Raw genomic sequence first — 20400 nt, forward strand, 5'->3', positions numbered from 1 at the left:
CCGATGAGAACGGATGCCGTCGGCATCGCCGTCGCACAGTTCGCGCCCACGGCGGACAAGGCCGACAATCTGCGCGTCATCGACGAGCTGGCCGGTGTGGCCGCGGATCGCGGGGCCGAGGTCGTGCTCTTCCCCGAATACTCGAGCTACTTCGTCGACCCGTTCGATGCGACGCTCGCCGCCAACGCGGAGCACCTGGACGGGGCATTCGTCGCGGGACTGACGGCGATCGCTTCGCGTCGCGGTGTCGTGGTTGTCGCGGGGATGGTCGAACACGGTGCGACCCCGCGCGTGCGCAACACCGTTGTCGCCGTGGACGCGACCGGACTTCAGGCGGTGTCACGCAAGCTTCATCTCTACGACGCGTTCGGGCAGCGAGAGTCCGACTGGGTCGAGCCGGCGCCTGTCAACGCTCCGGAAACCTTCGAGGTGGGAGGGCTGACCATGGCGCTGATGACCTGCTACGACCTTCGCTTTCCGGAGGTGGGGCGCGTGCTCGCCGACGCGGGCGCTCACGTGATCCTGGTAGCGGCGGAGTGGGTCAGAGGGCCGCTCAAGGAACAGCACTGGCGAACGCTTCTGCATGCGCGTGCCATCGAGAACACCCTCTACGTGGCAGGCGCCGATCATCCGCCCCCGCTCGGCGTCGGCGCCTCGATCGTCGTCGATCCTCAGGGCGTGGAGATCGCCGGGGTGGGAACCGCGACCGACGTGGCCGTCGGTTTTGCGTATGCCGGGGCCATCGACCGTGTCCGACGCGTCAACCCGGCGCTGCAGTTGCGGCGGTTCAGGGTCGAGCCGCGCTGATCAGCGCCAGTCGGCGGCTTGCCTCGGCGATGACGTCCGTCCGTTTGCAGGCAGCGAAGCGCACCAGCGTGGCATAGTCGGAGCGGTGTTCGGGAGCGACGAATGCCGTGAGCGGAATTGCCACGACACCGGCGCGTGCCGGCAGTTCGCGGCAGAAGTGTGCCGCGTCAGTTCCGGGTTCCATCAGTGCCGCGGCATCCGCCACCGTGAAGTAGGAGCCGGCCGGCGTCGACACCGTGAACCCCGCGGCACGCAGTCCCTCGGCGAGTCGGTCGCGTTTCCGCCCCAGTGTGGCCGCGATCTCGGTGAAGACGGCGTCGGGAAGTCCGAGACCGACGGCGACGGCGTCCTGGAACGGCGTCGTCCTGACGTAGGTGAGGAACTGCTTGACCGCCAGGACGGCGTCGATCAGGTCGGCGGGACCGGTGATCCACCCGATCTTCCATCCCGTGGTGGAGAACGTCTTGCCCGCTGAGGAGATCGACAGGGTGCGCTCTGCGGCTGCGGGATCTGCCGCGATCGGAACATGGGCGCCGTCGAAGACGAGGTGTTCGTAGACCTCGTCCGTGACGATGAGAGCGTCGTGATGCTCTGCCAGCCGGACGATCTCGGCGCGCACGTCCGCGGAGAAGACGGCGCCGGTCGGATTGTGTGGATCGTTCACCAGAATGATCCGCGTGCGGTCGGTCACGGCGGCCGCAAGGAGGTCGAGGTCGGGCTGGAAGTCGGGCCATCGCAGCGGCACGGTGACCAGTCGCGCGCCGGTCAGCGCCACGATGGCCGCGTATGCGTCGTAGTACGGCTCGAAGACGACGACCTCGTCCGCAGGGGAATCGATCAGCGCCAGCAATGTGGCGGCCAGCGCCTCGGTCGCTCCCGCGGTCGTCACGACCTCGCGGTCGGGATCAACGGTGAGCCCGTAGAAGCGCGCCTGATGCGCGGCGATCGCTTGGAGCAGGGCCGGGACGCCGCGACCAGGCGCGTACTGATTGCGTCCGTTCGCGATGGCCGCGCGGGCCGCCTCCAGAACCACGGCGGGGCCGTCCTCGTCGGGGAAACCCTGGCCGAGGTTGATCGCCCCCGATTGTGCGGCCAGCGCACTCATCTCCGCGAAGATCGTCGGGGCGGCGACTCCCGATGCGGACAGTAGTCCCGCGCCCTGTGCCGTGCGGCGCCACGTGCCCGGAATCTCTCGCATCGCGCTCAGGCTACATGCATAGGCTGGGCGAGGGGCGGGCATAAGCAACACACAGAATCGCGCGACATCCTGGTCAGGTCTTGGGAAGAAGGAAGCACACATGAGCGAGAACACCCCCACCAACAGCGAACCGCAGGATGGCGCCGCGCAGGGCATCGATGCCGCGCAGCAGCGTGAGACCGCGCCGGAGCGTCCGCCGCTGCCCGAGCAGTCGGCCACGCACGCGGCTCAGAATTCGCCGGCAGGCGCCGCGACCTCCGCGCCCGCCGGTACGCCGGAGCCGGGCACCGGCTACGCCGCGCAGGCGCCGTACACGGCCCCGACCCCGCCGACGGCTCACACGCCGAGCCCGCAGGCGCCCCACGCGTCCTACCCGGCCCCGTCGTACGGCAGCCCGGCCTTCGGTACCTCGGCGTTCGGCACTCAGGCCACGGCCGTCTACCCGGCTGCGACGACCGCAACGGAGCACGCGCCGTCGGCGAAGCTCGGTGCGGGCAAGATCGTCGGCATCATGGTCGCGGCGGCGCTCGTCGGCGGTGCGGCCGGAATCGGGGTAGCCGCGGCGGGGGCGTCGTTCTTCCCGCAGTCGCAGACCGTGGTCAGCGGAGCACCCTCGACGGTGACGGTGAACAACACGGCCTCGGTCAATCAGACGACGGCGATCGCCGCGAAGGTCGTCCCGAGCGTGGTCACGATCTCGGCGACCGCGGGCTCGTCGGGCGGCACCGGGTCCGGGGTGGTTCTCACCTCCGACGGCTACGTCGTGACGAACACACATGTCGTGACGCTCGACGGTCAGACCGCCGACGCGAAGCTGTCGGTCACCGCATCGGACGGCAAGGTGTACGCGGCGACCATCGTCGGCACCGATCCGACCTACGACCTCGCGGTGATCAAGCTCACTGATGCATCGGGGCTGACTCCGATCGAGTTCGGCGACTCGTCCAAGCTCAACGTCGGCGACGCGACGGTCGCCGTCGGAGCTCCGTTGGGCCTGTCGAACACGGTGACCACGGGGATCGTCAGCGCTCTCAACCGCTCGATCCAGATCGCCTCGTCGGCCGCGCCGAAGGGTGACTCGCAGGATCAGACCCCCCAGCAGGGCGACGGCAACGGCTCGCCGTTCCAGTTCGACTTCGGCCAGGGGCAACAGCAGTCGACCGCGCAGAGCTCCATCTCCATCGCCGTGATCCAGACGGATGCCGCGATCAACCCCGGCAACTCCGGTGGTGCGCTCGTCGACGGCGAGGGCAAGCTGATCGGCATCAACGTCGCCATCGCCTCTGCTGGCGGCTCGAGCTCCAGCGGTCAGTCCGGATCGATCGGTGTGGGCTTCTCGATCGAGTCCGACATCGTCAAGCGCATCACCGACGATCTGATCAAGAACGGCACCGCCACGCATGGTCTGCTGGGTGCAGGTGTCCGTGACGCCGCCACCCAGGAGGGCGCCACGACCGCCGGAGCCTACATCGCGGACGTGACTTCGGGCGGTGCCGCCGCTGCGGCGGGTCTGAAGAAGGGCGACGTCGTGACGTCGTTCAACGGAGTGCCGATCACCAATGCCACCGACCTGACGGCACAGGTGCGGGCGCTCGCTGCGGGATCGAAGGCGACGATCGTCTACGACCGCGGAGGAAAGACGAGTTCCGCCGAGGTCACGCTCGGCCAGCTCCAGCAGTAGGGTCGCTCCCCGCCCGCGGCAGCCGGGCGCCACCGAAGGCCACCGTGCGAGTTCCTCTCACGGTGGCCTTCGTCGTCGCGCGAGAGGGGAGCGGAGTCAGTCTGCGAGCAGACGCTCGATCGCCGAGAGCGGGATCGCGAGCCAGGCGGGCCGATGCCTGGCCTCGTAGATGGCCTCGTAGACCGCTTTGTCGAGTTCGAGCGCGTTGAGCAGGATCTGGGCGGTCGCGCCTCCGGTGTCGGAGTATCCGTCGAGAAAGGCGGTACGTGCCGAGCGGGCCCAGGCGTCGGCGGCCTCGTCGACAGCGGCGTCGTGCTGCTGGGGCGCGCGCTGCAGTCGCAGCGATCCCGCGACGTAGTCGAACGAGCGCAGCATGCCGGCGATGTCGCGCAAGGCGAGATCCGGTGCGCGTCGCTCGGCGATCGGTCGCATCGGTTCCCCCTCGAAGTCGAGCAGCATCCAGCCCCGCGTCGGCGAATGCAGAACCTGGCCGAGGTGGTAGTCGCCATGCACTCGCTGCAGGGCGGGCCAGGAGGAGGCCTCGGCGGCGGCGTAGATCCGGTCGATTGCCGCCGCGTGGGCGGCGAGCGCAGGCACTTCCACCGCCGCGATGGCACGTCGTCGCCGCCACGCCGCGCTGATGGCGCGCCGGGCGACGTCGTCGGCGCGCGGGGTGGGGAACAGGCGGGCGAGATCTCGATGGACCGCGGCGGTGACCTGACCGAGGGAGGCGGCTTCGGCGGTGAAGTCGGTGTTGACGGCCGCCGCGGCCAGCGCCACCCGCCAGGCATCATCGACGTCGGGCAGGAACTCCTGCGCGAATGCCAGCGATCCCCGCTCTGAACCGCCGCCCGGCGCCATCGACCAGCGGCCGTCGAGGTGGCCCACGACGGGGGGAACGTGGCGGCTGCCGGCGGCTGCGAGGGCGGACTGGAGTTCGATGTCCGGGTTGATGCCCGGATGCAGGCGGCGGAACACCTTGCAGATCGTCGGCGCGGCGTCGCGTGGACGGTAGATGATCGAGGTGTTCGACTGCTCGCCGACCAGCACCTGCGACGGACCGTCCAGATCGCTGCGACCCAGTTCGGCGAGCAACGCCGAGGCGAAGGCGTGATCGTGCGGTCCGTCGATCAACGCACGACCCTCGTGGACCGCGATCGTCCACGGCTCCGTGACATCGGCGGGACGGGTCACGAGCGGAACCTGATAGACGATGGCGTCCTCGTCGTCGCCGTCGGCGACGATCAGGACCTGAACGGCCGCATCCGGGTCGCCGGTCGTCAGCTCGCGTTCGTCGAGAATCCGCAGGCGGGGTGAGCGTCCGGTCGGCGAGTACCACCGCTGCTGCGGCATCCACACAGCCAGGTGCCCCAGCGTCGTCTGCATGCGTCGAGGCTAGTCAGGGGGTCACGGGCTGTCGAGGTCGCCGGTCTGATCGTTGCCGTCGCGGTCGGCCTCGGTCGAGGACGATGACGTCGTGAGAAAGGTCTCGAGCGGAACCGAGATCGCGACGCCAGCAGCGCCGAACACACCGAGATCGTCGATCGGCGGCGGCAGCACTTCTGCCGGCTGCGGCTGTTCCCGCGGGTCTGCGGGCAGCCCGCCCCACTCGGACGGATCCTCGGGCCGACTCTGGAAGATACCCATGCGCCCATTGTGCGCGATGCGGCTGCGACGAGCGCTCGCCGCGCGGGATCACCCGGGTTCGCGGTCCCCGTCATCCGGTGTGAGGGGCCGACCGGACTTGCGCGCGCCGCGGCGCGGAACGAGACCGGCGACGGCCGTCACGGCCGATCGCCCGCGGTCGCCGATGGTGCTGCCGGTGCGCCGGACGAAGCCGAACGCGGTGCTCTCGAGACGTGTCGCGCCCGGCCGTGGCTCGAGCTCGGCGGGGTACTGCAGCGGCGCTCCTCCGAAAGCGCGCCGGGATCCGACCACGACGCGTCGCCCGAGCAGGTGATTGCCGGTGCCGCCCACGGCGGCACCGATACCGAAGGGGAGAGCCTTGCCGATGACGGATGCGCCGCCCTTGGCGGCGAACTGGCGGATGAAGGCCGACTTCAGCCTGTCCACGAGAGGACCCACGGCGGCGCGAGGCAGCGACTTCGTGATCAGTTCGCCCCAATACGTGGGGCGGGGCGTCCCCGTCCCGGCGAGCTGTCGACCGAGCTGCGCGACGAGATCGACACCCTCCTTGCCGAGCATGAGCGTCAGCACAAGGGCGCGCGCCCGGTCGGGGTTCTCGACACGGATGCCATGCAGCTCCGCCAACGACTGCGCGAACAGCGCGGTCGCTTCGAGGAAGCCCACCGTCTCGACACCGGACAGGGCCAGGGTCATGCCGGTGCCGATGCCGGGGACCACCGCGGTGGCTCCCACGGCCGCGCCGCCGGTGGTCACGGCCGCCAGGTAGCGGCGTTCGAGCATCCGCACGATGTCGCTGGTCGCTGCCTCGGGGTGGCGCAGGCGGATGCTGCGCAGGTGCGCGATGACGGCGGGGCGCTGCACCTGAAGAACCCGGTCCAGGGCACGGATGGTCCGAGGGTGCTCGGAGGACCCTTCCGGCGGCAGGCCTCCGGCCCACGGCGCGTCATCGGGGAGCGAATGGATGCGGGGGATCTGGACCATGTCGGCACGATCCTATGGACGGCCCCTGGAGAGCGGCTGAGCGTTGACGCGCGGGTGTGGACGATCGGGGCGATCGTCGGACCGGCTTGCTAGGTTTGACGGGTGAGCGCCCCCCATCCGACCCCCGCGGAAGACGACGGCGTGCACGATCTGCCGCCGCTGCCGTCGGTGCCCGCTGCCGAGGCGGCAGCTCAGCTCGATCGCCGCGAGGACGAACCGGCGGCGGCGCCCGCGGTGCCCCGACCGCGTCGTCCCGCGGCACAGCGCGGCGCCCCGCGCGTACCGCGGCCACGCAAGCCCAAGGCCACGCTCCCGCCGCCCCCCGACGTGCCGCCGGAGGTGGCTGCCGCACGATTCGAGGCGGCCCCGCCGCCACCGCCGTCGTCCATCGACGCGGGAGCCGAGATCTCGGAGAGTCCCGACCTCGAACCGGCGCTGCCGGAGGCCACCGCTGAGGGTGAGCGAGAGCCTGAGGTCGAGGTCGAGGTCGAGGTCGAGGTCGAGCCGGAGGCCGTGATCGAGGTCGAGCCCGAGGTCGTGATCGAGGTTGAGCCCGAGGCAGAGGCCGAGCCCGTGATCGAGCCCGATCAGACCGTTGCGGACGACGCCCAGGTCGCGCCCAAGGGTGCCCTCGAGGTCGAATCCGTCGCGGACGACGTTCCCGACCCGGACGCGGCGGCATCCGCGCTCGCGGAGATGCTGGCGGCGACGGGACCCGCCTCGACGGCCGATACCGATGAGTCCGTCGACGACGCCGGCGCGAACGTGCAGATCGAAGCGGTGCGTCTGAGCGGGGTCACGAAGACATTCGGCGCGACCGTCGCGGTCGACGCGATCGATCTGCGAATCCCGGCCGGCACTTTCTACGGGATCGTGGGCCCCAACGGTGCGGGCAAGACGACGACGCTCTCGATGATCGCGGGTCTGCTCCGCCCCGACAGCGGTGAGATCCGCATCGCGGGTGTCGACCTGGCATCCGCGCCTCGTCAGGCGAAACAGAAGATGGGCATCCTGCCCGACCGCCTGCGCACTTTCGACCGGCTGACCGGCAGGCAGCTGCTGCACTACTACGGAGTACTGCGCGGACTGCGCTCGGCCGTCGTGGAGAGTCGTACGGCGGAACTCGCGCGGGCGTTCGATCTCACCGACGCCCTGTCGCGGCCCGTGTCGGATTACTCGGCCGGTATGACGAAGAAGATCATGCTCGCCGGAGCCATGATCCATTCACCCCGCGTGCTCGTCCTGGATGAGCCGTTCGAGTCGGTCGACCCGGTCTCGTCGGCGGTCGTCCTCGACATCCTGTCCGCCTACGTCGCGCACGGCGGCACGGTCGTGCTGTCCAGTCACGGAATGGAGCTCGTCGAGCGTGTCTGCTCCGGACTCGCGGTGATCGTCGGGGGTCGTGTGCTCGCCGAGGGGACCGTCGACGAGGTGAGGGGAGAACTCACTCTCGAGCAGCGCTTCATCGAGCTGTCCGGCGGCATCAGCGACGCGGAGGGGCTCGAGTGGTTGCACACGTTCTCCGACTGAGGCTCGACCTCCTCGTCGGCGCCCTGCGCGCGGACCGACGCCAGATCGCGCGCACACTCGTGGGTGTCGCCGTGGTCGCGCTCGTCGTGGGCGCCGTGTGTGTCGCCGCATGGCGGCTGCGCTCGTCATCGGAGGACGCGGCATTCGCGGTGACGATGGTCGCGGCATCCGCTCTCACCCTCGGATTCTTCGTCACGGCCCTGGTGGGGGGCGTGGACGATCAGCTCGACCCGCGGCGATTCTCCGTCGTCGGAGCGTCGCCTCGCGCGACGGCCGGAGCGACGCTGCTGGCGAGCATGATCAGCGTGCCGGCGATCGCCCTGATTGTCGTCGCGGTGGCGTTGAGCGCGCTGTGGGCTGATCGTGGCGCTGCGGCGTGGGTGTGCATCGTCTCCGCCGTCCTCGGCGTGCTCACGTGCCTGCTGCTCGCGAAGATCGGCCTGGCCCTCGCGGGCATGGTGCGCGATCATCGCTCCAGAGAGCTGACGGGGGTGTTCCTCATCGCCCTGATCGTGGTCGTCGTTCCTGTCGTGGTCTTCCTCGCATCCCTGCAGTGGACCGACGGCGTACCGTCCGCTCTGGTCGCGGCCGTCGACCTTCTGGCGCTCACTCCTCTGGGCGCGCCATGGGCGCTGCCCGAACGCGCACTCAGCGGTGGCGCAGCGGGCCCGGCCGTCGTCGCGGCGCTGTCGGTCGCGGTGCTCGCGGCACTGTGGTTCTGGCTCGTCGACCGGTTGATGACGACCACCGAGCGCCCGGGGGTCGCGCGTCAGAAGCGCGGGCTGGGGTGGTTCGATCTGACGGGCGGCACAGCGGCCGGTGGCATTGCGGCACGCAGCATCGTCTATTGGTTCCGTGATCCGCGTTATCTGGTCAACATCATCATCGTGCCGATCGCGGCGGCCCTGACGATCATCCCGCTCGTGCTGGTCGGCGTGCCGATCGAGCTCGCGGTGCTGCTTCCGGCCCCACTGATCGCGCTCTTCTTGGGCTGGTTGCCGCACAACGACCTCGCCTACGACTCGACGGCTCTCTGGATGCACATCGCGGGCGCTGTGCGCGGCGCGGCGGATCGGGCCGGACGTCTCGTGCCGATCACGGTCGTCGGCGCGGTCCTGCTGGCGGTGGCCGTGCCGGTGACGATCTCCCTGCACGGACGTTGGGCGATGCTCCCGGCGATGGCGGGCGTATGCGCCAGCCTGTTCCTGGGCGGGCTGGGGTTGTCCTCCCTCACCTCTGTCATCGCTCCCTACGCCGTCTCCCGACCCGGCGACAGCCCGTTCCAGCAGCCGCAGCGCACCGGCGGTGGACTCTCGCAGGCGGTGGTGATGTTCGGGGCGATGCTCCTGAGCCTTCCGACGCTGTGGTGCGCCTGGCTTGCGTTGACGGCGGACGAGAGCTGGGCGTGGATCGCGCTGTGGGCAGGTGCGGGGTCGGGCGCGGTGGTGCTGCTGATCGGGATCTTCGCCGGCGGAGCCGTGTTCGATCGCACCGGCGAGCGTCTCATGGAGTTCGCCGAGTCGACGTGACCCTGGGGACGAACCCGTCCACGGGTGCCTCGCCGCCGATAGAATCGGTCACCATGAGCCCCCTCGACAGTCCCGATGCACCCGGTGACGGCGGCGTCGCCACCCTTGATCGTGAGCTCGAAGAGCTTCTGCGCGAGGAGAACATCGAGCCCGGCGACCACGAGCGGTTCTCGCACTACGTCAAGAAGGACAAGATCCTCGAGTCCGCCCTCACGGGCAAACCGGTGCGTGCGCTGTGCGGCAAGAAGTGGACTCCCGGCCGTGACCCGGAGAAGTTCCCGGTGTGCCCCACGTGCAAGGAGATCTACGAGTCGCTCATGAGCTGAGCGGTCCCGCTCACGCGTCGATGTAGACGGTGGGCAGCGCCGGGTCGGACCTGCTCAGGGCGAGCCCCGTCACAGGGAGTTCCTCGCGAACGATCCCGTGATGCTCCCGCGCGCGCGCAACACCGCCCGCCCCCTCGAAGGCGGGGTCGGGCTCGCCCGCCTCGACCAGCGAGACCTGCAGGGCGCGGGCGTCGGGATGGTCCGCCGCCGTCTGGATCTCGTCGAATCCGTCGGAGACGGCGATGAGCTCGCTGGTTGCCGTGCCCCGGGAGAGGGTGCGGAACGCGGCCTTGCGACCGCCCTTGGACCCCTTGTCGGTGGAGGTCTTGGCCACCGCGACCCAACCACCCGCGGCATCCTGCCGAGCGACGAGTTTGTAGACCATCCCTGCCGTCGGCGCGCCGGAACCGGTCACCACGGATGTCCCGACGCCGTACGCATCGACAGGGGATGCCGCGAGCGCTGCGAGGGCGAACTCGTCGAGGTCGCTCGTCACGGTGATGCGCGTTCCGGTCGCGCCGAGCTCGTCCAGCTGCGCGCGCACCTCCGCGGCGACGGTGGGCAGGTCGCCGGAGTCGATGCGCACCCCGCCGAGGCCGGTGCCGGCGACGCGAATCGCGGTCTCGACGCCGCGGCGGATGTCGTAGGTGTCGATGAGCAGCGTCGTGTCGGTGCCGTGTGCCGCGATCTGGCTGCGGAAGGCGTCCTCTTCGCTGTCGTGCAGCAGAGTCCACGCGTGGGCGGCGGTTCCCATCGTCGGGATGCCCCACTCCCGCCCTGCCTGCAGGTTGCTCGTCGCACCGAACCCGGCGATGTAGGCGGCGCGCGCGGCCGCGACGGCGGAACGCTCTCCGGCGCGGCGGGAGCCCATCTCGGCGAGGGGACGGTCCCCGGCGGCGATGCTCATACGTGCGGCGGCGTTGGCCACCGCGGAGTCGTGGTTGAGGATGCTGAGGGCCAGCGTCTCGAGCACGACCGCTTCGGCGAAGGAGCCCTCGACGGTGAGTACCGGCGATCCCGGAAAGTACAGCTCGCCTTCGCGGTAGCCGCGGATGCTCCCGGTGAAACGGTAGTTCTCGAGGTAGCGCAGGGTCTCGGCTCCGACGACGCGGTTGTCGCGGAGGTAGCGCAGCTCGTCGTCGCCGAAGCGGAACGCCCGCAGCTCCTGCAACAGCCGTCCGGTGCCGGCGACGACGCCGAAGCGGCGCGCTCCCGGGAGGCGCCGTCCGAACAGCTCGAACACGCAGCGGCGGGCCGCTGTCCCGTCCCGCAGGGCCGCATCGATCATGGTCAGCTCGTAGCGATCGGTGAGGAGGGCGGACGACGGGGCCTCGGCGCGGGTCATGCCGTCACTCTAGCGATGGCGCTGGTGACGTCGCCGTCAGCGCAGCGGCGGGTAGGGTGGAGAACCGTGAATGACGCACCGATCGGGATCTTCGACTCCGGTGTGGGTGGACTCACGGTGGCGCGCGCGGTCTCGCAGTTGCTGCCGCGCGAGTCGGTGCTGTACATCGGCGACACCGCGCATTCGCCCTACGGCCCCAAGCCGATCGCGGATGTCCGCCGCTACAGCCTCGAGGTGCTCGACACCCTCGTGGATCAGGGCGTGAAGATGCTGGTGATCGCCTGCAACACGGCATCCGCGGCGGTGCTGCGCGACGCGCGGGAGCGCTACGACGTGCCTGTCGTCGAAGTGATCGGGCCGGCCGTTCGCACAGCGATCTCCACCACGCGCAACCGCCGTGTGGGCGTCATCGGCACGGTCGGCACGATCGGCTCGGGCGTCTACCAGGACATGCTCGGCGTCAACGAGGATCTGTCGGTGTTCACGCAGGCGTGCCCGCGGTTCGTCGAGTTCGTCGAGGCGGGTGTGACCGGGTCGGCGGAAGTGCTCACCGTCGCCGAGGAGTACCTCGCGCCGCTGCGCCATGCCGGTGTGGACACCCTCGTGCTGGGCTGCACGCACTACCCGTTCCTGGAGGGTGCGATCAGCTATGTCATGGGCTCGGACGTCTCGCTCGTCTCGAGCGACTCCGAGACGGCCAAGGACGTCTACCGCCAACTCGTCTCACGTGATCTTCTGGCGGGGCCGGATGCCGTCGCCACCCATGTCTACGAAGCGACCGGCGACTCCGCCGACGACTTCCTCCGTCTCGCCGATCGGCTGATGGGCCGTGGCGTGTCCAGCGTGCGCCTGGTGCAGACCGGCGCCATCGACCTCCCGCACCCCTGGAAGGGGACCCCATGACCGTTTCCACCACCCGGGCCGACGGCCGCACTCCCGACCAGCTGCGCCCCGTCACGATCGAACGCGGCTGGTCCGCGCACGCTGAAGGCTCGGCGCTGATCTCCTTCGGCGGCACGAAGGTGCTGTGCACGGCATCCTTCACCGGCGGCGTGCCGCGCTGGCTCACCGGCAAGGGCAAGGGGTGGGTGACCGCGGAGTACGCGATGCTGCCGCGTGCGACGAACTCACGCAACGACCGGGAAGCCGTCAAGGGCAAGATCGGCGGACGCACCCACGAGATCTCCCGCTTGATCGGGCGCGCGCTGCGCGCCGTCGTCGACACCAAGGCGCTGGGCGAGAACACGATCGTCATCGACTGCGACGTGCTGCAGGCCGATGGCGGCACCCGCACCGCCGCCATCACGGGCGCCTACGTCGCCCTCGCCGACGCGATCGAGTGGGGGCGTGCCAAGGGGCTGGTCGGCAAGAACGCCAAGGTGCTGCTCGACTCGGTCGCGGCGGTGTCGGTGGGCATCATCGACGGCGAGCCGATGCTCGACCTCGCCTACGTCGAAGACGTGCGCGCCGAGACGGACATGAACGTCGTGGTCACCGGGCGCGGCCTGTTCGTCGAGGTGCAGGGGACGGCGGAAGGTGCGCCCTTCGACAAGCGCGAACTCGATGCTCTGCTCGAACTGGGCGTGGCGGGTTGCGCCGACCTGCGCGACGCGCAGATCGAGGTGCTCGCGTCGTGACCGGTGTTGCGAGCTCCTCCGCGGCGGGCGACGGCGTCCGCCGCATCGTGCTGGCGACCCACAATCCGCACAAGGTGGAGGAGTTCGGCGCGATCGTCGCGCGCGTGCGCCCCGACCTCGAGGTGATCGGTTATGACGGCCCCGAGCCCGTCGAGGACGGCGTGACCTTCGCGGCGAACGCCCTCATCAAGGCGCGCGCCGCCGCGGCGCACACCGGGTTGCCGGCGCTCGCGGACGACTCCGGCGTGTGCGTGGACGTGCTCGGCGGTGCCCCCGGTGTGTTCTCCGCGTACTGGGCCGGGCACCGCAAGGACGCGCGGGCCAACCTGGAGCTGTTGCTCGATCAGCTCTCCGACATCGCCGACCCGCATCGCACCGCTCAGTTCGTCTCGACCATCGCTCTGGTCGTTCCGGGGCCAGGCGGTGTCGTCCGTGAGGAGACGGTGGAAGGCGTCTGGCCGGGAAGACTCGCGACCGCGCCGTCGGGTACGGGCGGGTTCGGCTACGACCCGATCTTCCTGCCCGACGACCAGGGCGGGCGATCGGCCGCTGATCTGTCGCCGGCGGAGAAGAACGCCGCATCGCACCGGGCTCGCGCCTTCGTCGCGCTGGCTCCGCTGCTGAGCACGCTGGAGCGATAACCGCTTTCATTCCCGACTAGGCGAAAGCTGCCGCGTGAAGGCTGAGCGCGGCCTAGCCTCGTTCCTATGCACGATCACGCACCGACCGGCATCCGTGGCGCGAGCAATCGCCGCCTGCTCACGATCTCGCTCTGTCTCACCGCAACCGTCATGCTGGTGCAGGTCGTCGGCGCCCTCCTGACCGGGTCGCTCGCGTTGCTGGCCGACGCGGCGCACATGTTCACGGACTCGTCCGCACTCGTGGTCGCACTGATCGCCTCGACCGTGGCCGCGCGTCCTGCGAACGACCGCAACACCTACGGCTACCAGCGCGCGGAGGTGTTCGGCGCGCTGGTCAACGCGGTGATCCTGATCGCGCTGATGGTGTGGATCGCCGTCGAGGCGGTGCAGCGACTGCTCGCTCCGTCGGAGGTCGAGGTGGCCGGAGCGCTGATGCTGCTCGTCGCCGCCGTCGGCCTCGTCGCCAACGCCGTGTCGATGTACCTTCTCAGCGCCGCGCAGCGCCGCAGCATCAACGTGCGCGGCGCGTACATCGAGGTGCTCGGAGATCTCATCGGCTCGGCGCTGGTGATCGTCGCCGCCGTCGTCATCTGGACGACGGGATGGATGCCGGCCGACGCGCTGGCGTCGCTGCTCATTGCGGTGATGATCCTGCCACGCGCGATCGGACTGCTGCGCGAGGTGTTCTCGGTGCTGGGCGAGCGCGCGCCGCGGGGGACCGAGGTCGCGGAGATCCGCGATCACATCCTCGGCGAGGACGGCGTCGTCGACGTGCACGACGTGCACGTGTGGCAGCTCACCCGCGGCGCTCCGGTCTTCACCGCGCACGTCGTCGTCAGCGACGATCTGCTTGCCGGGGGATCGGCGGGAACAGGCGCGCTGCTGTCCCGTCTGCAGGGGTGCCTGTCCCGACACTTCGACGTGGAGCACTCGACCTTCCAGTTCGAGCCCGCCGGTCATCGGGAGCACGAGGCGCACGTCTGACACGCGCAACGGCTGCCAGCGACGCATCGCGTCGACGATGTGTCACGATGCAGAGCATGGATGCCGCCACACGCGAGGAGTTCGCGACGCTGCGCCGACGCGCGTACGGGCCGGATGCCGACATCGACGACGACCCGACGGCGCTCGCGCGGCTTCGCGAACTCGAGCAGCGTCAGGACCGCGGTTTCGCCGCCGAGCAGTCGGCACGGATGGCGGAGGCCGAGCGCCTGTTCGGACCGCCGGTGCCGCGACCGGAGAGCGCCGCGCCGGAGACGGCTGCGCCCGCCGGGGACGCGGCCGCTGTCGGCGTCGCTGAGCCGCACGGGGCGGGGCAGCACTATCGCTCGTCGCCGACCCCTCCGCCGATCGGCCGTGCGCTGCTCATCGGGTGGGCTGCATCGATCGTGGTCGTCGCGATCGTCGTGGGAGCGCTCGTGTTCGCACTGGCGTCCCTGCGACCGGTGTCGGCGGTCACCGGTGCCCGTCAGGTCGCGAGCCTGGACCAGCCGACGGCGGACGTGCCGATGGTGCTGCCGTGGGCGCGCAACGGCGACCGGGGCACCACCTACAGCTTCGCTGGTCTGCTCATCGTCGTGTCCTCCGGCGAGAACAGCGGTTTCGAGGGGGAGTGCGTCACCGTGCTCCAAGACGTGCCGGACGTCGCGGGCTCCCAGACCGGCAACAGCGCGTGCAGCGCGAGCCCCTTTCACCCGGCGGTGTCCATCCACGTCGACCGCGGCAGCTCGGAAGAACTGACGGCAGCCTTCCCCGTCGGCACGGTGCTTCAGTTTGAGTGGGACGGCTCGGCCGTCGCTGTCTTCGCCGCGGACCCGCCTGCGCCGACCAGTGCGCCGGCGTGAGCGCTACTGGTCGCGGCGAACGTCCATCGGCTGCTTGTCGGTGCGGAGCCCTCGCCACCGGGCGTGACGGAGTGTGCCGTTCGGAGTGAACTCCGCGAACTCGACCTCGCCGACCAGCTCCGGGCGTAGCCAGAGGGCGTCCGCGGCGTCGGCCGCAGGGACACCCACGAAGGGGTTGGCGTCGGTGCGCAGCGGCTGCAGCCGGCTCTCCAGGCGGGCGAGCTCGCGGTCGGCGAACCCCGATCCCACGCGCCCGACGTATCGCAGGCCCTCGGCATCCGGAATGCCGAGCAGCAGCGACCCGATGCCGCCGCGTCGTTCGCCCTTTCCGGGGCGGATGCCGCCGATCACGACCTCCTGCGTCGCCGTCAGCTTGACCTTGAGCCATTGTTCGGAGCGGATGCCGCGTCGATATGGCGACTGCGGATCCTTCACGACGACACCTTCCAACCGCAGGTCGGCGGCAGCCGTCAACGCGTCGGCGATGTCATCGGTGACGGGCGGCACCACGAGCGGCGATGCGGCGTCTGCCGTCACCGACTCGAGCAGTTCTCGTCTTTCGCGGAGGGGTCGCTCTGCGATGTCGTCGTCGCCGATGCGCAGCAGGTCGAAGACGAAGTAGTGCACGGGTGTGGCGGTGGCTTCGCGGGCGATGTCGCGGGCGCCGGTGAGATGCATCCGCGACTGCAGTCGCGTGAAGCTCGGGTGCCCGGCGGCATCGAGCGCGACGATCTCGCCGTCGAACACGGCGGGCAGCGCGCCGAGCCCGAGGTCTGCGGCGGCGAGCTCGGGATAGCGCTCCGTGATGTCGACGCCGCTGCGTGCACGCAGCCGCATCCGCTCGCCATCCCATGTTGCGACGGCCCGGATGCCGTCCCACTTGAACTCGACCCACGGGAGGCCGCCCCAGCGTCGGGCCGCGGAGGTGGCCAGCGCGGGTGTCGACGACACGGCGAGCATCGGCGCCGCGCTGTCGCTAGACGAGCGAGACGTCATGCGGTGACCGGCGCGGGCAGCGGCCACGGCGCCCGTCGCCGCATCCTTCCCCGCCGGCTTCGTGCGGTGCAGCAGCCACTGCGACTTCTCGCCGGCGCCCGACGTGCGGATCAGGGCGAGGCGCACGCGTCCGAGTGGTCCGCCGGGACGGCCGGTGAGGGTCGCGATGACCTCGTCATCCCGCCACTTCTCCACGGTGAAGGTGCCGGAATCCCACACGGTCATGGCACCCGCCCCGTACTCGCCTGCGGGAATCTCGCCGGCGAACGTCAGGTACTCGATCGGGTGCGGTTCGGTCATCACCGCCAGGTGGTTGCGGTCGGGAGAATCGGGGATGCCGCGAGGCACCGCCCAGCTCACGAGCACCCCGTCGCGCTCGAGCCTGAGGTCCCAATGCAGCCGCGACGCGTGGTGCTCCTGAATCACGAACCGCCATGTTTGCACCGAGCCGCCATGATTCGGCGCGTCAGAACGTGGCGGCTCGGCGCAAGAATGGCGGCTCGGCGGGAAGGGCTCGGGCGTGGCGGAGGGGGTGCGCTTGGCCACGTACGCGGCGAGCGGATCGGGGGCGGCGGGGGTGAGGGGGGCGAGCAGGTCGCCGTCGGCGGCGGCGCGGGTGAGCACCTCGTCGAACAGCAGGTGCCGCAGGTCGGGGTCGTCGAGCTCCGCCCAGGTGCGCGGAGCCGCGACGGTCGGTCGGGCGCGCCCGCGGAGCGAATACGGGGCGACGGTAGTCTTCGCCCCGTTGTTCTGCGACCAGTCGACGAACACCTTGCCGGGACGGGCGGCCTTGCTCATCGCGCTCACGACGAGATCGGGATCATCCGCTTCCAGCGCGCGTGCCAGTTCGCGGGCGAACGCCGAGATCTCGTCGCTGGATCGAGTCGTGTCCAGCGAGGCATACAGGTGAATACCCTTGGATCCGCTCGTCACCGGCAACGGCTCCATGCCCATGTCCGACAGGATGCCGCGGGCCCGTCGTGCCACCTCCGCACACTCGGCGAGCCCGACGCCGGGGCCCGGGTCGAGGTCGAGCACGAGGCGGTCGGGGTATCCGCGCCCGCCGTGGTCGAAGCGCCACTGCGGCGTGTGGAGTTCGAGGCTCGCGACCTGCGCGAGGTAGACGAGTCCGGCGACGTCGGCGACCAGCGGGTAGTCCTTCGCTCCGCCGGAATGGTCGATCGGGTGTCGCGGCATCCAATCGGGCGCGCCGGCTTCGAGGTCTTTCGCGAAGAAGGGCGCCTCGCCGGTGCCTTCCGGCCAGCGCAGCCTCGTGACCGGCCTGCCGGCAAGGTGCGGCAGCATCACGGGAGCGATGCGCGAGTAGTAGTCGATCACCTCGGCCTTCGTGGTGCCCGTGTCGGGATAGAGCACTTTGTCGAGGTTGCTCAGACGCAGGCGACGCCCACCGACGTCGACCACCTGCGCTGACTGTGCCATGGCGCCAGGCTAGCGTCCAGCCCCTGGCGTCGGCCGCCGCGAGCCGGTTGGATGGCCCCATGAGAGCGATCTGGAAGGGCGCGTTGACGTTCGGCCTCGTCAACGTCCCGGTGAAGGTGTACTCGGCGATCGAGGACCACGACGTGCCGCTGCACCAGGTGCACGCGGCCGACGGCGGGCGCATCCGGTATCAGCGCATCTGCGAGCTCGACGGCGAGGTCGTGCCTTACGCCGACATCGACAAGGCATACGACGACGGCGAGCGCACCGTGGTGCTCACGGCGGAGGACCTCGCCGCACTGCCGTCAGAGCGCAGCCGCGAGATCGAGGTGGTCGAGTTCGTCCCCAGCGACCAGATCGATCTGCTGACGCTCGACCGGCCGTACTATCTCGAGCCCGACTCGTCGTCGCCCAAGGCCTATGTGCTGCTGCGCAAGACCCTGGAACGCACCGATCGGACGGCCGTCGTGCGTTTCTCACTGCGGCAGAAGACGAGACTGGCCGCCCTGCGCGTGCGCGGCGATGTGCTCGTCCTCCAGACGCTGCTGTGGGCCGACGAAGTACGCGAGGCGACCTTTGCCGCTCTCGACGAGCCGGTGAAGATCTCCGACAAGGAACTGGAGCTGTCGGCATCCCTCGTGGAGAGCTTCTCGGCCGACTTCGATCCCGACCAGTTCGTCGACGAGTACCAGCAGGAGCTGCGCACCCTCATCGACGCCAAGCTGGAGAAGGGCGATGCGCTCGACACGTCCGAGACCTTCGGTGAGAAGGGCGAGAAGGATGCCGGCGGTGAGGTCATCGATCTGATGGCGGCTCTCAAGGCCAGCGTGGAGCGCAGCCGCGCGGCGCGGGCGGAGAAAGAGAAGGTGGCCTCGCCCAAGAAGGGCAAGGCCACCAAAGCGTCCTGAGTCAGACGGCGGGCGCGTCGTCCTCGAGCGGCTCGACGGTCTCGGGGGTGAGCCCGGCCGCCTTCTCCTTCTTCACGCTGCGGCGCTCGGAGAAGTAGTGCCAGATCGTGACGAGGGCCGTGCCGCCGACGGCGGCGAGCAGGATGAGGTCGATGTAGTTCTCGACGAACGTGGCCACCGGCGGGATGAACCCGATGAGGTAACCGAACATCGTGAGACCGAAGCCCCAGAGGACCGCGCCGATCAGGTTGTAGAGCGAGTATTTGCGCCACGGCATGTGGCCGACGCCCGCCGCGACGGGCGCGAAGGTGCGCACGATCGGAACGAAGCGGGCCAGGATGACCGTGAGGCCGCCGTAGCGCTCGAAGAACGCGTTGGTGCGCTCGACGTTCTTGCGGCTGAACAAGCCGGATTCCTTGCGCTCGAAGACGGCGGGTCCGCCCTTGTGCCCGATGAAATACCCGACCTCGCCGCCGATGAACGCGGAGAGTCCGATCAGCAGCGCCACCCACCAGACGCTGATGCCGAAGATCCCGTGCGGCGTCGTCGCGGTGGCGTGCGACAGCAGGCCGGAGATGACGAGCAGGGTGTCGCCCGGAAGAAGGAACCCGATGAGCAGACCGGTCTCGGCGAAGACGATGAAGCACACCACCAGCAGAGCCCACGGGCCCGCGTTCTGGATGATGGCTGCGGGGTCGAGCCAGGGGATGAGGGCGAGAGCGTGCACAGGCTTCCCGTCGGTAGATCGGCGGTGGAGGGGCCCGCTCCGAGAGGTGAGCGGTCGCGGTCAGTCTACCGGGGCGGTTCCCGAGTGATTGCGGTGAATCGGCTGATCAATCCAGGCGCGGGTCGTTGAGCGGTCCCGGCTAGATTGCTAGCATGCTGTCATGCCCCTCGACCCCATAGCCGGTCGCGCCGACAAGGCGCAGTTCAACGTCTATCTGCCGCGTGCGCTCATCACGCAGGTCAAACACCGGGCAATCGATGAAGGGCTGAGCCTCAGCAGCTTCGTCGAGCGGGTGCTACAGGCCTCTCTCGACACTCCATCCTCGACCCGTCAGAAGGAGGATCTCTCATGATCGTCACTCGTCCCGTGCAGTACACGTCCGACGTTGCCGGATACCGGCGCCTGTTCGCGGCGCTGGGGCTGGTCGCTCTCGTGGAGGAGGCGGACTGGTCGGTCTACGCAGCGGGAGACGGGCGCGTCGCGCTGCACCGCGTGGAGCCGGGTGACCCGCTGGACGGCCTCGCCGCGTTGGGTTTCGAGTCCGACGACCTGGATGCCGCGGCCAACGCCTTCGGTGATGCGGCCCGGCGCTTCGTCGCGGACAACGGCGCATCGGGCGTCGCGATCGCCGGCGAGCTCGAGCTCGTGGTGCTCGAGCTTGCCCCGGGGGAGCGGCACGGAACGCAGGGCTTGCGCGCGCTCGGCCTGTGGGTGAGTGCGCATGTGGATGCCGCGGCATCCGTGCTGGAGCGTCTGGGACTGCGCGCCGAGGTGCGCAGCGACAGCGGCCGGTGGGTGCAGCTCGTGGCGGATGCCGGGCTTGCGGCCGTGCACGACGGCGATGTACCTGCGGCGCAGGTGTCGTTCGAGTACGAGGGTGATGTGGACGAGCTGGCCGCGCGGGTGCGCGCGGAGGGAGTGGACGCGCACGTCGTGGACGAGTCGTATGGGCGGACGCTTCTGATCCCGCGACCGGACGGCGGCGAGCCGATCTGGATCAATGAACGCCAGAGCGACCTTTACGGCTACACCGCGCTCTGATCGGGCGTCGGTGCGCCCCTCCGTCCATGCTTCTGTGCGGAAGGTGGGACTTGAACCCACACGCCCGAAGGCACAGGAACCTAAATCCTGCGTGTCTGCCGATTTCACCACTCCCGCGCAGG

Annotated in this window: 20 protein-coding genes and 1 tRNA gene; 13 read left to right on the plus strand and 8 right to left on the minus strand. The window is 69.9% G+C overall.

The window, feature by feature from the left end:
- The first annotated feature begins 3 nt into the window (after positions 1–3).
- Complete coding sequence (locus tag ACT53O_RS05580) at positions 4–807, plus strand: carbon-nitrogen hydrolase family protein (RefSeq protein WP_112931302.1); 804 nt, start codon at positions 4–6, stop codon at positions 805–807.
- Here the strand turns inward: ACT53O_RS05580 and ACT53O_RS05585 are convergent.
- The gene (locus ACT53O_RS05585; RefSeq protein WP_476151556.1) at positions 788–2005 is read right to left on the minus strand and encodes an aminotransferase class I/II-fold pyridoxal phosphate-dependent enzyme; all 1218 of its coding nucleotides are present in this window, start codon (positions 2003–2005) and stop codon (positions 788–790) included. The two genes, ACT53O_RS05580 and ACT53O_RS05585, sit on opposite strands and share 20 nt — an antisense overlap.
- A gap of 100 nt (positions 2006–2105) precedes the next feature.
- On the opposite strand from ACT53O_RS05585, the gene ACT53O_RS05590 reads away from it, so the two are divergent.
- Positions 2106–3686 (plus strand): S1C family serine protease, encoded by a 1581-nt coding sequence (locus tag ACT53O_RS05590; RefSeq protein WP_476151557.1) that lies wholly within the window; start codon positions 2106–2108, stop codon positions 3684–3686.
- A 96-nt stretch (positions 3687–3782) separates the two neighbouring features.
- On the opposite strand, the gene ACT53O_RS05595 is transcribed toward ACT53O_RS05590, so the two are convergent.
- From ACT53O_RS05595 to ACT53O_RS05605, 3 genes are read right to left on the minus strand one after another with little or no spacing between them, the layout of a single operon-like run.
- Positions 3783–5072: a maltokinase N-terminal cap-like domain-containing protein gene (locus ACT53O_RS05595; RefSeq protein WP_476151558.1), complete on the minus strand. Its 1290-nt coding sequence runs from the start codon at positions 5070–5072 to the stop codon at positions 3783–3785.
- A gap of 21 nt (positions 5073–5093) precedes the next feature.
- Positions 5094–5333 (minus strand): hypothetical protein, encoded by a 240-nt coding sequence (locus ACT53O_RS05600; protein ID WP_051039532.1) that lies wholly within the window; start codon positions 5331–5333, stop codon positions 5094–5096.
- Between the two features lie 48 nt (positions 5334–5381).
- A complete protein-coding gene (locus ACT53O_RS05605; protein WP_294982040.1) occupies positions 5382–6314 on the minus strand; it encodes a hypothetical protein in 933 nt (310 codons plus the stop codon).
- Between the two features lie 102 nt (positions 6315–6416).
- Here ACT53O_RS05605 and ACT53O_RS05610 point away from each other — a divergent pair, with 102 nt between their 5' ends.
- Genes ACT53O_RS05610 through ACT53O_RS05620 form a run of 3 tightly spaced genes read left to right on the plus strand, consistent with a single transcriptional unit; the run spans position 6417 to position 9699 of the window.
- On the plus strand, positions 6417–7844 hold the full coding sequence (locus ACT53O_RS05610) for an ABC transporter ATP-binding protein (protein ID WP_476151559.1): 1428 nt from the start codon (positions 6417–6419) through the stop codon (positions 7842–7844).
- On the plus strand, positions 7820–9373 hold the full coding sequence (locus ACT53O_RS05615) for a hypothetical protein (RefSeq protein ID WP_476151560.1): 1554 nt from the start codon (positions 7820–7822) through the stop codon (positions 9371–9373). The genes ACT53O_RS05610 and ACT53O_RS05615 overlap by 25 nt, the downstream gene beginning before the upstream one ends.
- 53 nt (positions 9374–9426) lie before the next feature.
- Positions 9427–9699 (plus strand): DUF3039 domain-containing protein, encoded by a 273-nt coding sequence (locus ACT53O_RS05620; RefSeq protein ID WP_005055043.1) that lies wholly within the window; start codon positions 9427–9429, stop codon positions 9697–9699.
- A gap of 10 nt (positions 9700–9709) precedes the next feature.
- On the opposite strand, the gene ACT53O_RS05625 is transcribed toward ACT53O_RS05620, so the two are convergent.
- Positions 9710–11044: a nicotinate phosphoribosyltransferase gene (locus ACT53O_RS05625; RefSeq protein ID WP_294944765.1), complete on the minus strand. Its 1335-nt coding sequence runs from the start codon at positions 11042–11044 to the stop codon at positions 9710–9712.
- A gap of 66 nt (positions 11045–11110) precedes the next feature.
- Between ACT53O_RS05625 and murI the strand changes: the two genes are divergently transcribed.
- The 5 genes from murI (at position 11111) to ACT53O_RS05650 (ending at position 15166) form a co-directional block, all read left to right on the plus strand.
- Positions 11111–11947 carry a glutamate racemase gene (murI, locus tag ACT53O_RS05630; RefSeq protein WP_039415710.1) on the plus strand — a complete coding sequence of 279 codons (837 nt, stop codon included), beginning with the start codon at positions 11111–11113 and terminating at the stop codon, positions 11945–11947.
- Entirely contained in the window at positions 11944–12681 is a 738-nt protein-coding gene (gene rph / locus ACT53O_RS05635; protein ID WP_476151561.1) for a ribonuclease PH, read from the plus strand. Before murI ends, rph begins: the two co-directional genes overlap by 4 nt.
- Positions 12678–13322: an RdgB/HAM1 family non-canonical purine NTP pyrophosphatase gene (gene rdgB / locus ACT53O_RS05640; RefSeq protein WP_476151562.1), complete on the plus strand. Its 645-nt coding sequence runs from the start codon at positions 12678–12680 to the stop codon at positions 13320–13322. Before rph ends, rdgB begins: the two co-directional genes overlap by 4 nt.
- Before the next feature lie 66 nt (positions 13323–13388).
- The gene (locus ACT53O_RS05645; protein WP_294979811.1) at positions 13389–14306 is read left to right on the plus strand and encodes a cation diffusion facilitator family transporter; all 918 of its coding nucleotides are present in this window, start codon (positions 13389–13391) and stop codon (positions 14304–14306) included.
- Positions 14307–14362: 56 nt separating this feature from the next.
- Positions 14363–15166: a spermidine/putrescine ABC transporter permease gene (locus ACT53O_RS05650; protein WP_476151563.1), complete on the plus strand. Its 804-nt coding sequence runs from the start codon at positions 14363–14365 to the stop codon at positions 15164–15166.
- A 3-nt stretch (positions 15167–15169) separates the two neighbouring features.
- On the opposite strand, the gene ACT53O_RS05655 is transcribed toward ACT53O_RS05650, so the two are convergent.
- Complete coding sequence (locus ACT53O_RS05655) at positions 15170–17602, minus strand: ATP-dependent DNA ligase (protein ID WP_476151564.1); 2433 nt, start codon at positions 17600–17602, stop codon at positions 15170–15172.
- Between the two features lie 59 nt (positions 17603–17661).
- Here ACT53O_RS05655 and ku point away from each other — a divergent pair, with 59 nt between their 5' ends.
- The gene (gene ku, locus ACT53O_RS05660) at positions 17662–18510 is read left to right on the plus strand and encodes a non-homologous end joining protein Ku (protein ID WP_347417219.1); all 849 of its coding nucleotides are present in this window, start codon (positions 17662–17664) and stop codon (positions 18508–18510) included.
- Between the two features lies 1 nt (position 18511).
- Here ku and ACT53O_RS05665 read toward each other — a convergent pair whose 3' ends face one another.
- Positions 18512–19237, minus strand: coding sequence for a DedA family protein (locus tag ACT53O_RS05665; RefSeq protein ID WP_121191179.1), 726 nt, complete (start codon positions 19235–19237; stop codon positions 18512–18514).
- A gap of 160 nt (positions 19238–19397) precedes the next feature.
- On the opposite strand from ACT53O_RS05665, the gene ACT53O_RS05670 reads away from it, so the two are divergent.
- Entirely contained in the window at positions 19398–19589 is a 192-nt protein-coding gene (locus ACT53O_RS05670; protein ID WP_005055065.1) for an Arc family DNA-binding protein, read from the plus strand.
- Positions 19586–20278 (plus strand): hypothetical protein, encoded by a 693-nt coding sequence (locus ACT53O_RS05675; RefSeq protein ID WP_135949071.1) that lies wholly within the window; start codon positions 19586–19588, stop codon positions 20276–20278. Before ACT53O_RS05670 ends, ACT53O_RS05675 begins: the two co-directional genes overlap by 4 nt.
- Positions 20279–20313: 35 nt before the next feature.
- Here the strand turns inward: ACT53O_RS05675 and ACT53O_RS05680 are convergent.
- A tRNA-Leu gene (locus ACT53O_RS05680) sits at positions 20314–20395 on the minus strand.
- Between the last annotated feature and the right edge of the window lie 5 nt (positions 20396–20400).

The sequence above is a fragment of the Microbacterium sp. DMC48 genome, assembly GCF_056313825.1.

What these genes read in the sequence shown, in the direction of transcription:
- ACT53O_RS05620 (WP_005055043.1), top strand. Translation starts at nt 9,427, where the DNA reads ATGAGCCCCCTCGACAGTCCCGATGCACCCGGTGACGGCGGCGTCGCC.
- ACT53O_RS05605 (WP_294982040.1), bottom strand. Translation starts at nt 6,314, where the DNA reads ATGGTCCAGATCCCCCGCATCCATTCGCTCCCCGATGACGCGCCGTGG.
- rph (WP_476151561.1), top strand. Translation starts at nt 11,944, where the DNA reads ATGACCGTTTCCACCACCCGGGCCGACGGCCGCACTCCCGACCAGCTG.
- ACT53O_RS05600 (WP_051039532.1), bottom strand. Translation starts at nt 5,333, where the DNA reads ATGGGTATCTTCCAGAGTCGGCCCGAGGATCCGTCCGAGTGGGGCGGG.
- ACT53O_RS05650 (WP_476151563.1), top strand. Translation starts at nt 14,363, where the DNA reads ATGGATGCCGCCACACGCGAGGAGTTCGCGACGCTGCGCCGACGCGCG.
- ACT53O_RS05675 (WP_135949071.1), top strand. Translation starts at nt 19,586, where the DNA reads ATGATCGTCACTCGTCCCGTGCAGTACACGTCCGACGTTGCCGGATAC.
- ACT53O_RS05655 (WP_476151564.1), bottom strand. Translation starts at nt 17,602, where the DNA reads ATGGCACAGTCAGCGCAGGTGGTCGACGTCGGTGGGCGTCGCCTGCGT.
- ACT53O_RS05670 (WP_005055065.1), top strand. Translation starts at nt 19,398, where the DNA reads ATGCCCCTCGACCCCATAGCCGGTCGCGCCGACAAGGCGCAGTTCAAC.
- ACT53O_RS05585 (WP_476151556.1), bottom strand. Translation starts at nt 2,005, where the DNA reads ATGCGAGAGATTCCGGGCACGTGGCGCCGCACGGCACAGGGCGCGGGA.
- ACT53O_RS05625 (WP_294944765.1), bottom strand. Translation starts at nt 11,044, where the DNA reads ATGACCCGCGCCGAGGCCCCGTCGTCCGCCCTCCTCACCGATCGCTAC.
- ACT53O_RS05645 (WP_294979811.1), top strand. Translation starts at nt 13,389, where the DNA reads ATGCACGATCACGCACCGACCGGCATCCGTGGCGCGAGCAATCGCCGC.
- ACT53O_RS05590 (WP_476151557.1), top strand. Translation starts at nt 2,106, where the DNA reads ATGAGCGAGAACACCCCCACCAACAGCGAACCGCAGGATGGCGCCGCG.
- ACT53O_RS05580 (WP_112931302.1), top strand. Translation starts at nt 4, where the DNA reads ATGAGAACGGATGCCGTCGGCATCGCCGTCGCACAGTTCGCGCCCACG.
- ACT53O_RS05595 (WP_476151558.1), bottom strand. Translation starts at nt 5,072, where the DNA reads ATGCAGACGACGCTGGGGCACCTGGCTGTGTGGATGCCGCAGCAGCGG.
- ku (WP_347417219.1), top strand. Translation starts at nt 17,662, where the DNA reads ATGAGAGCGATCTGGAAGGGCGCGTTGACGTTCGGCCTCGTCAACGTC.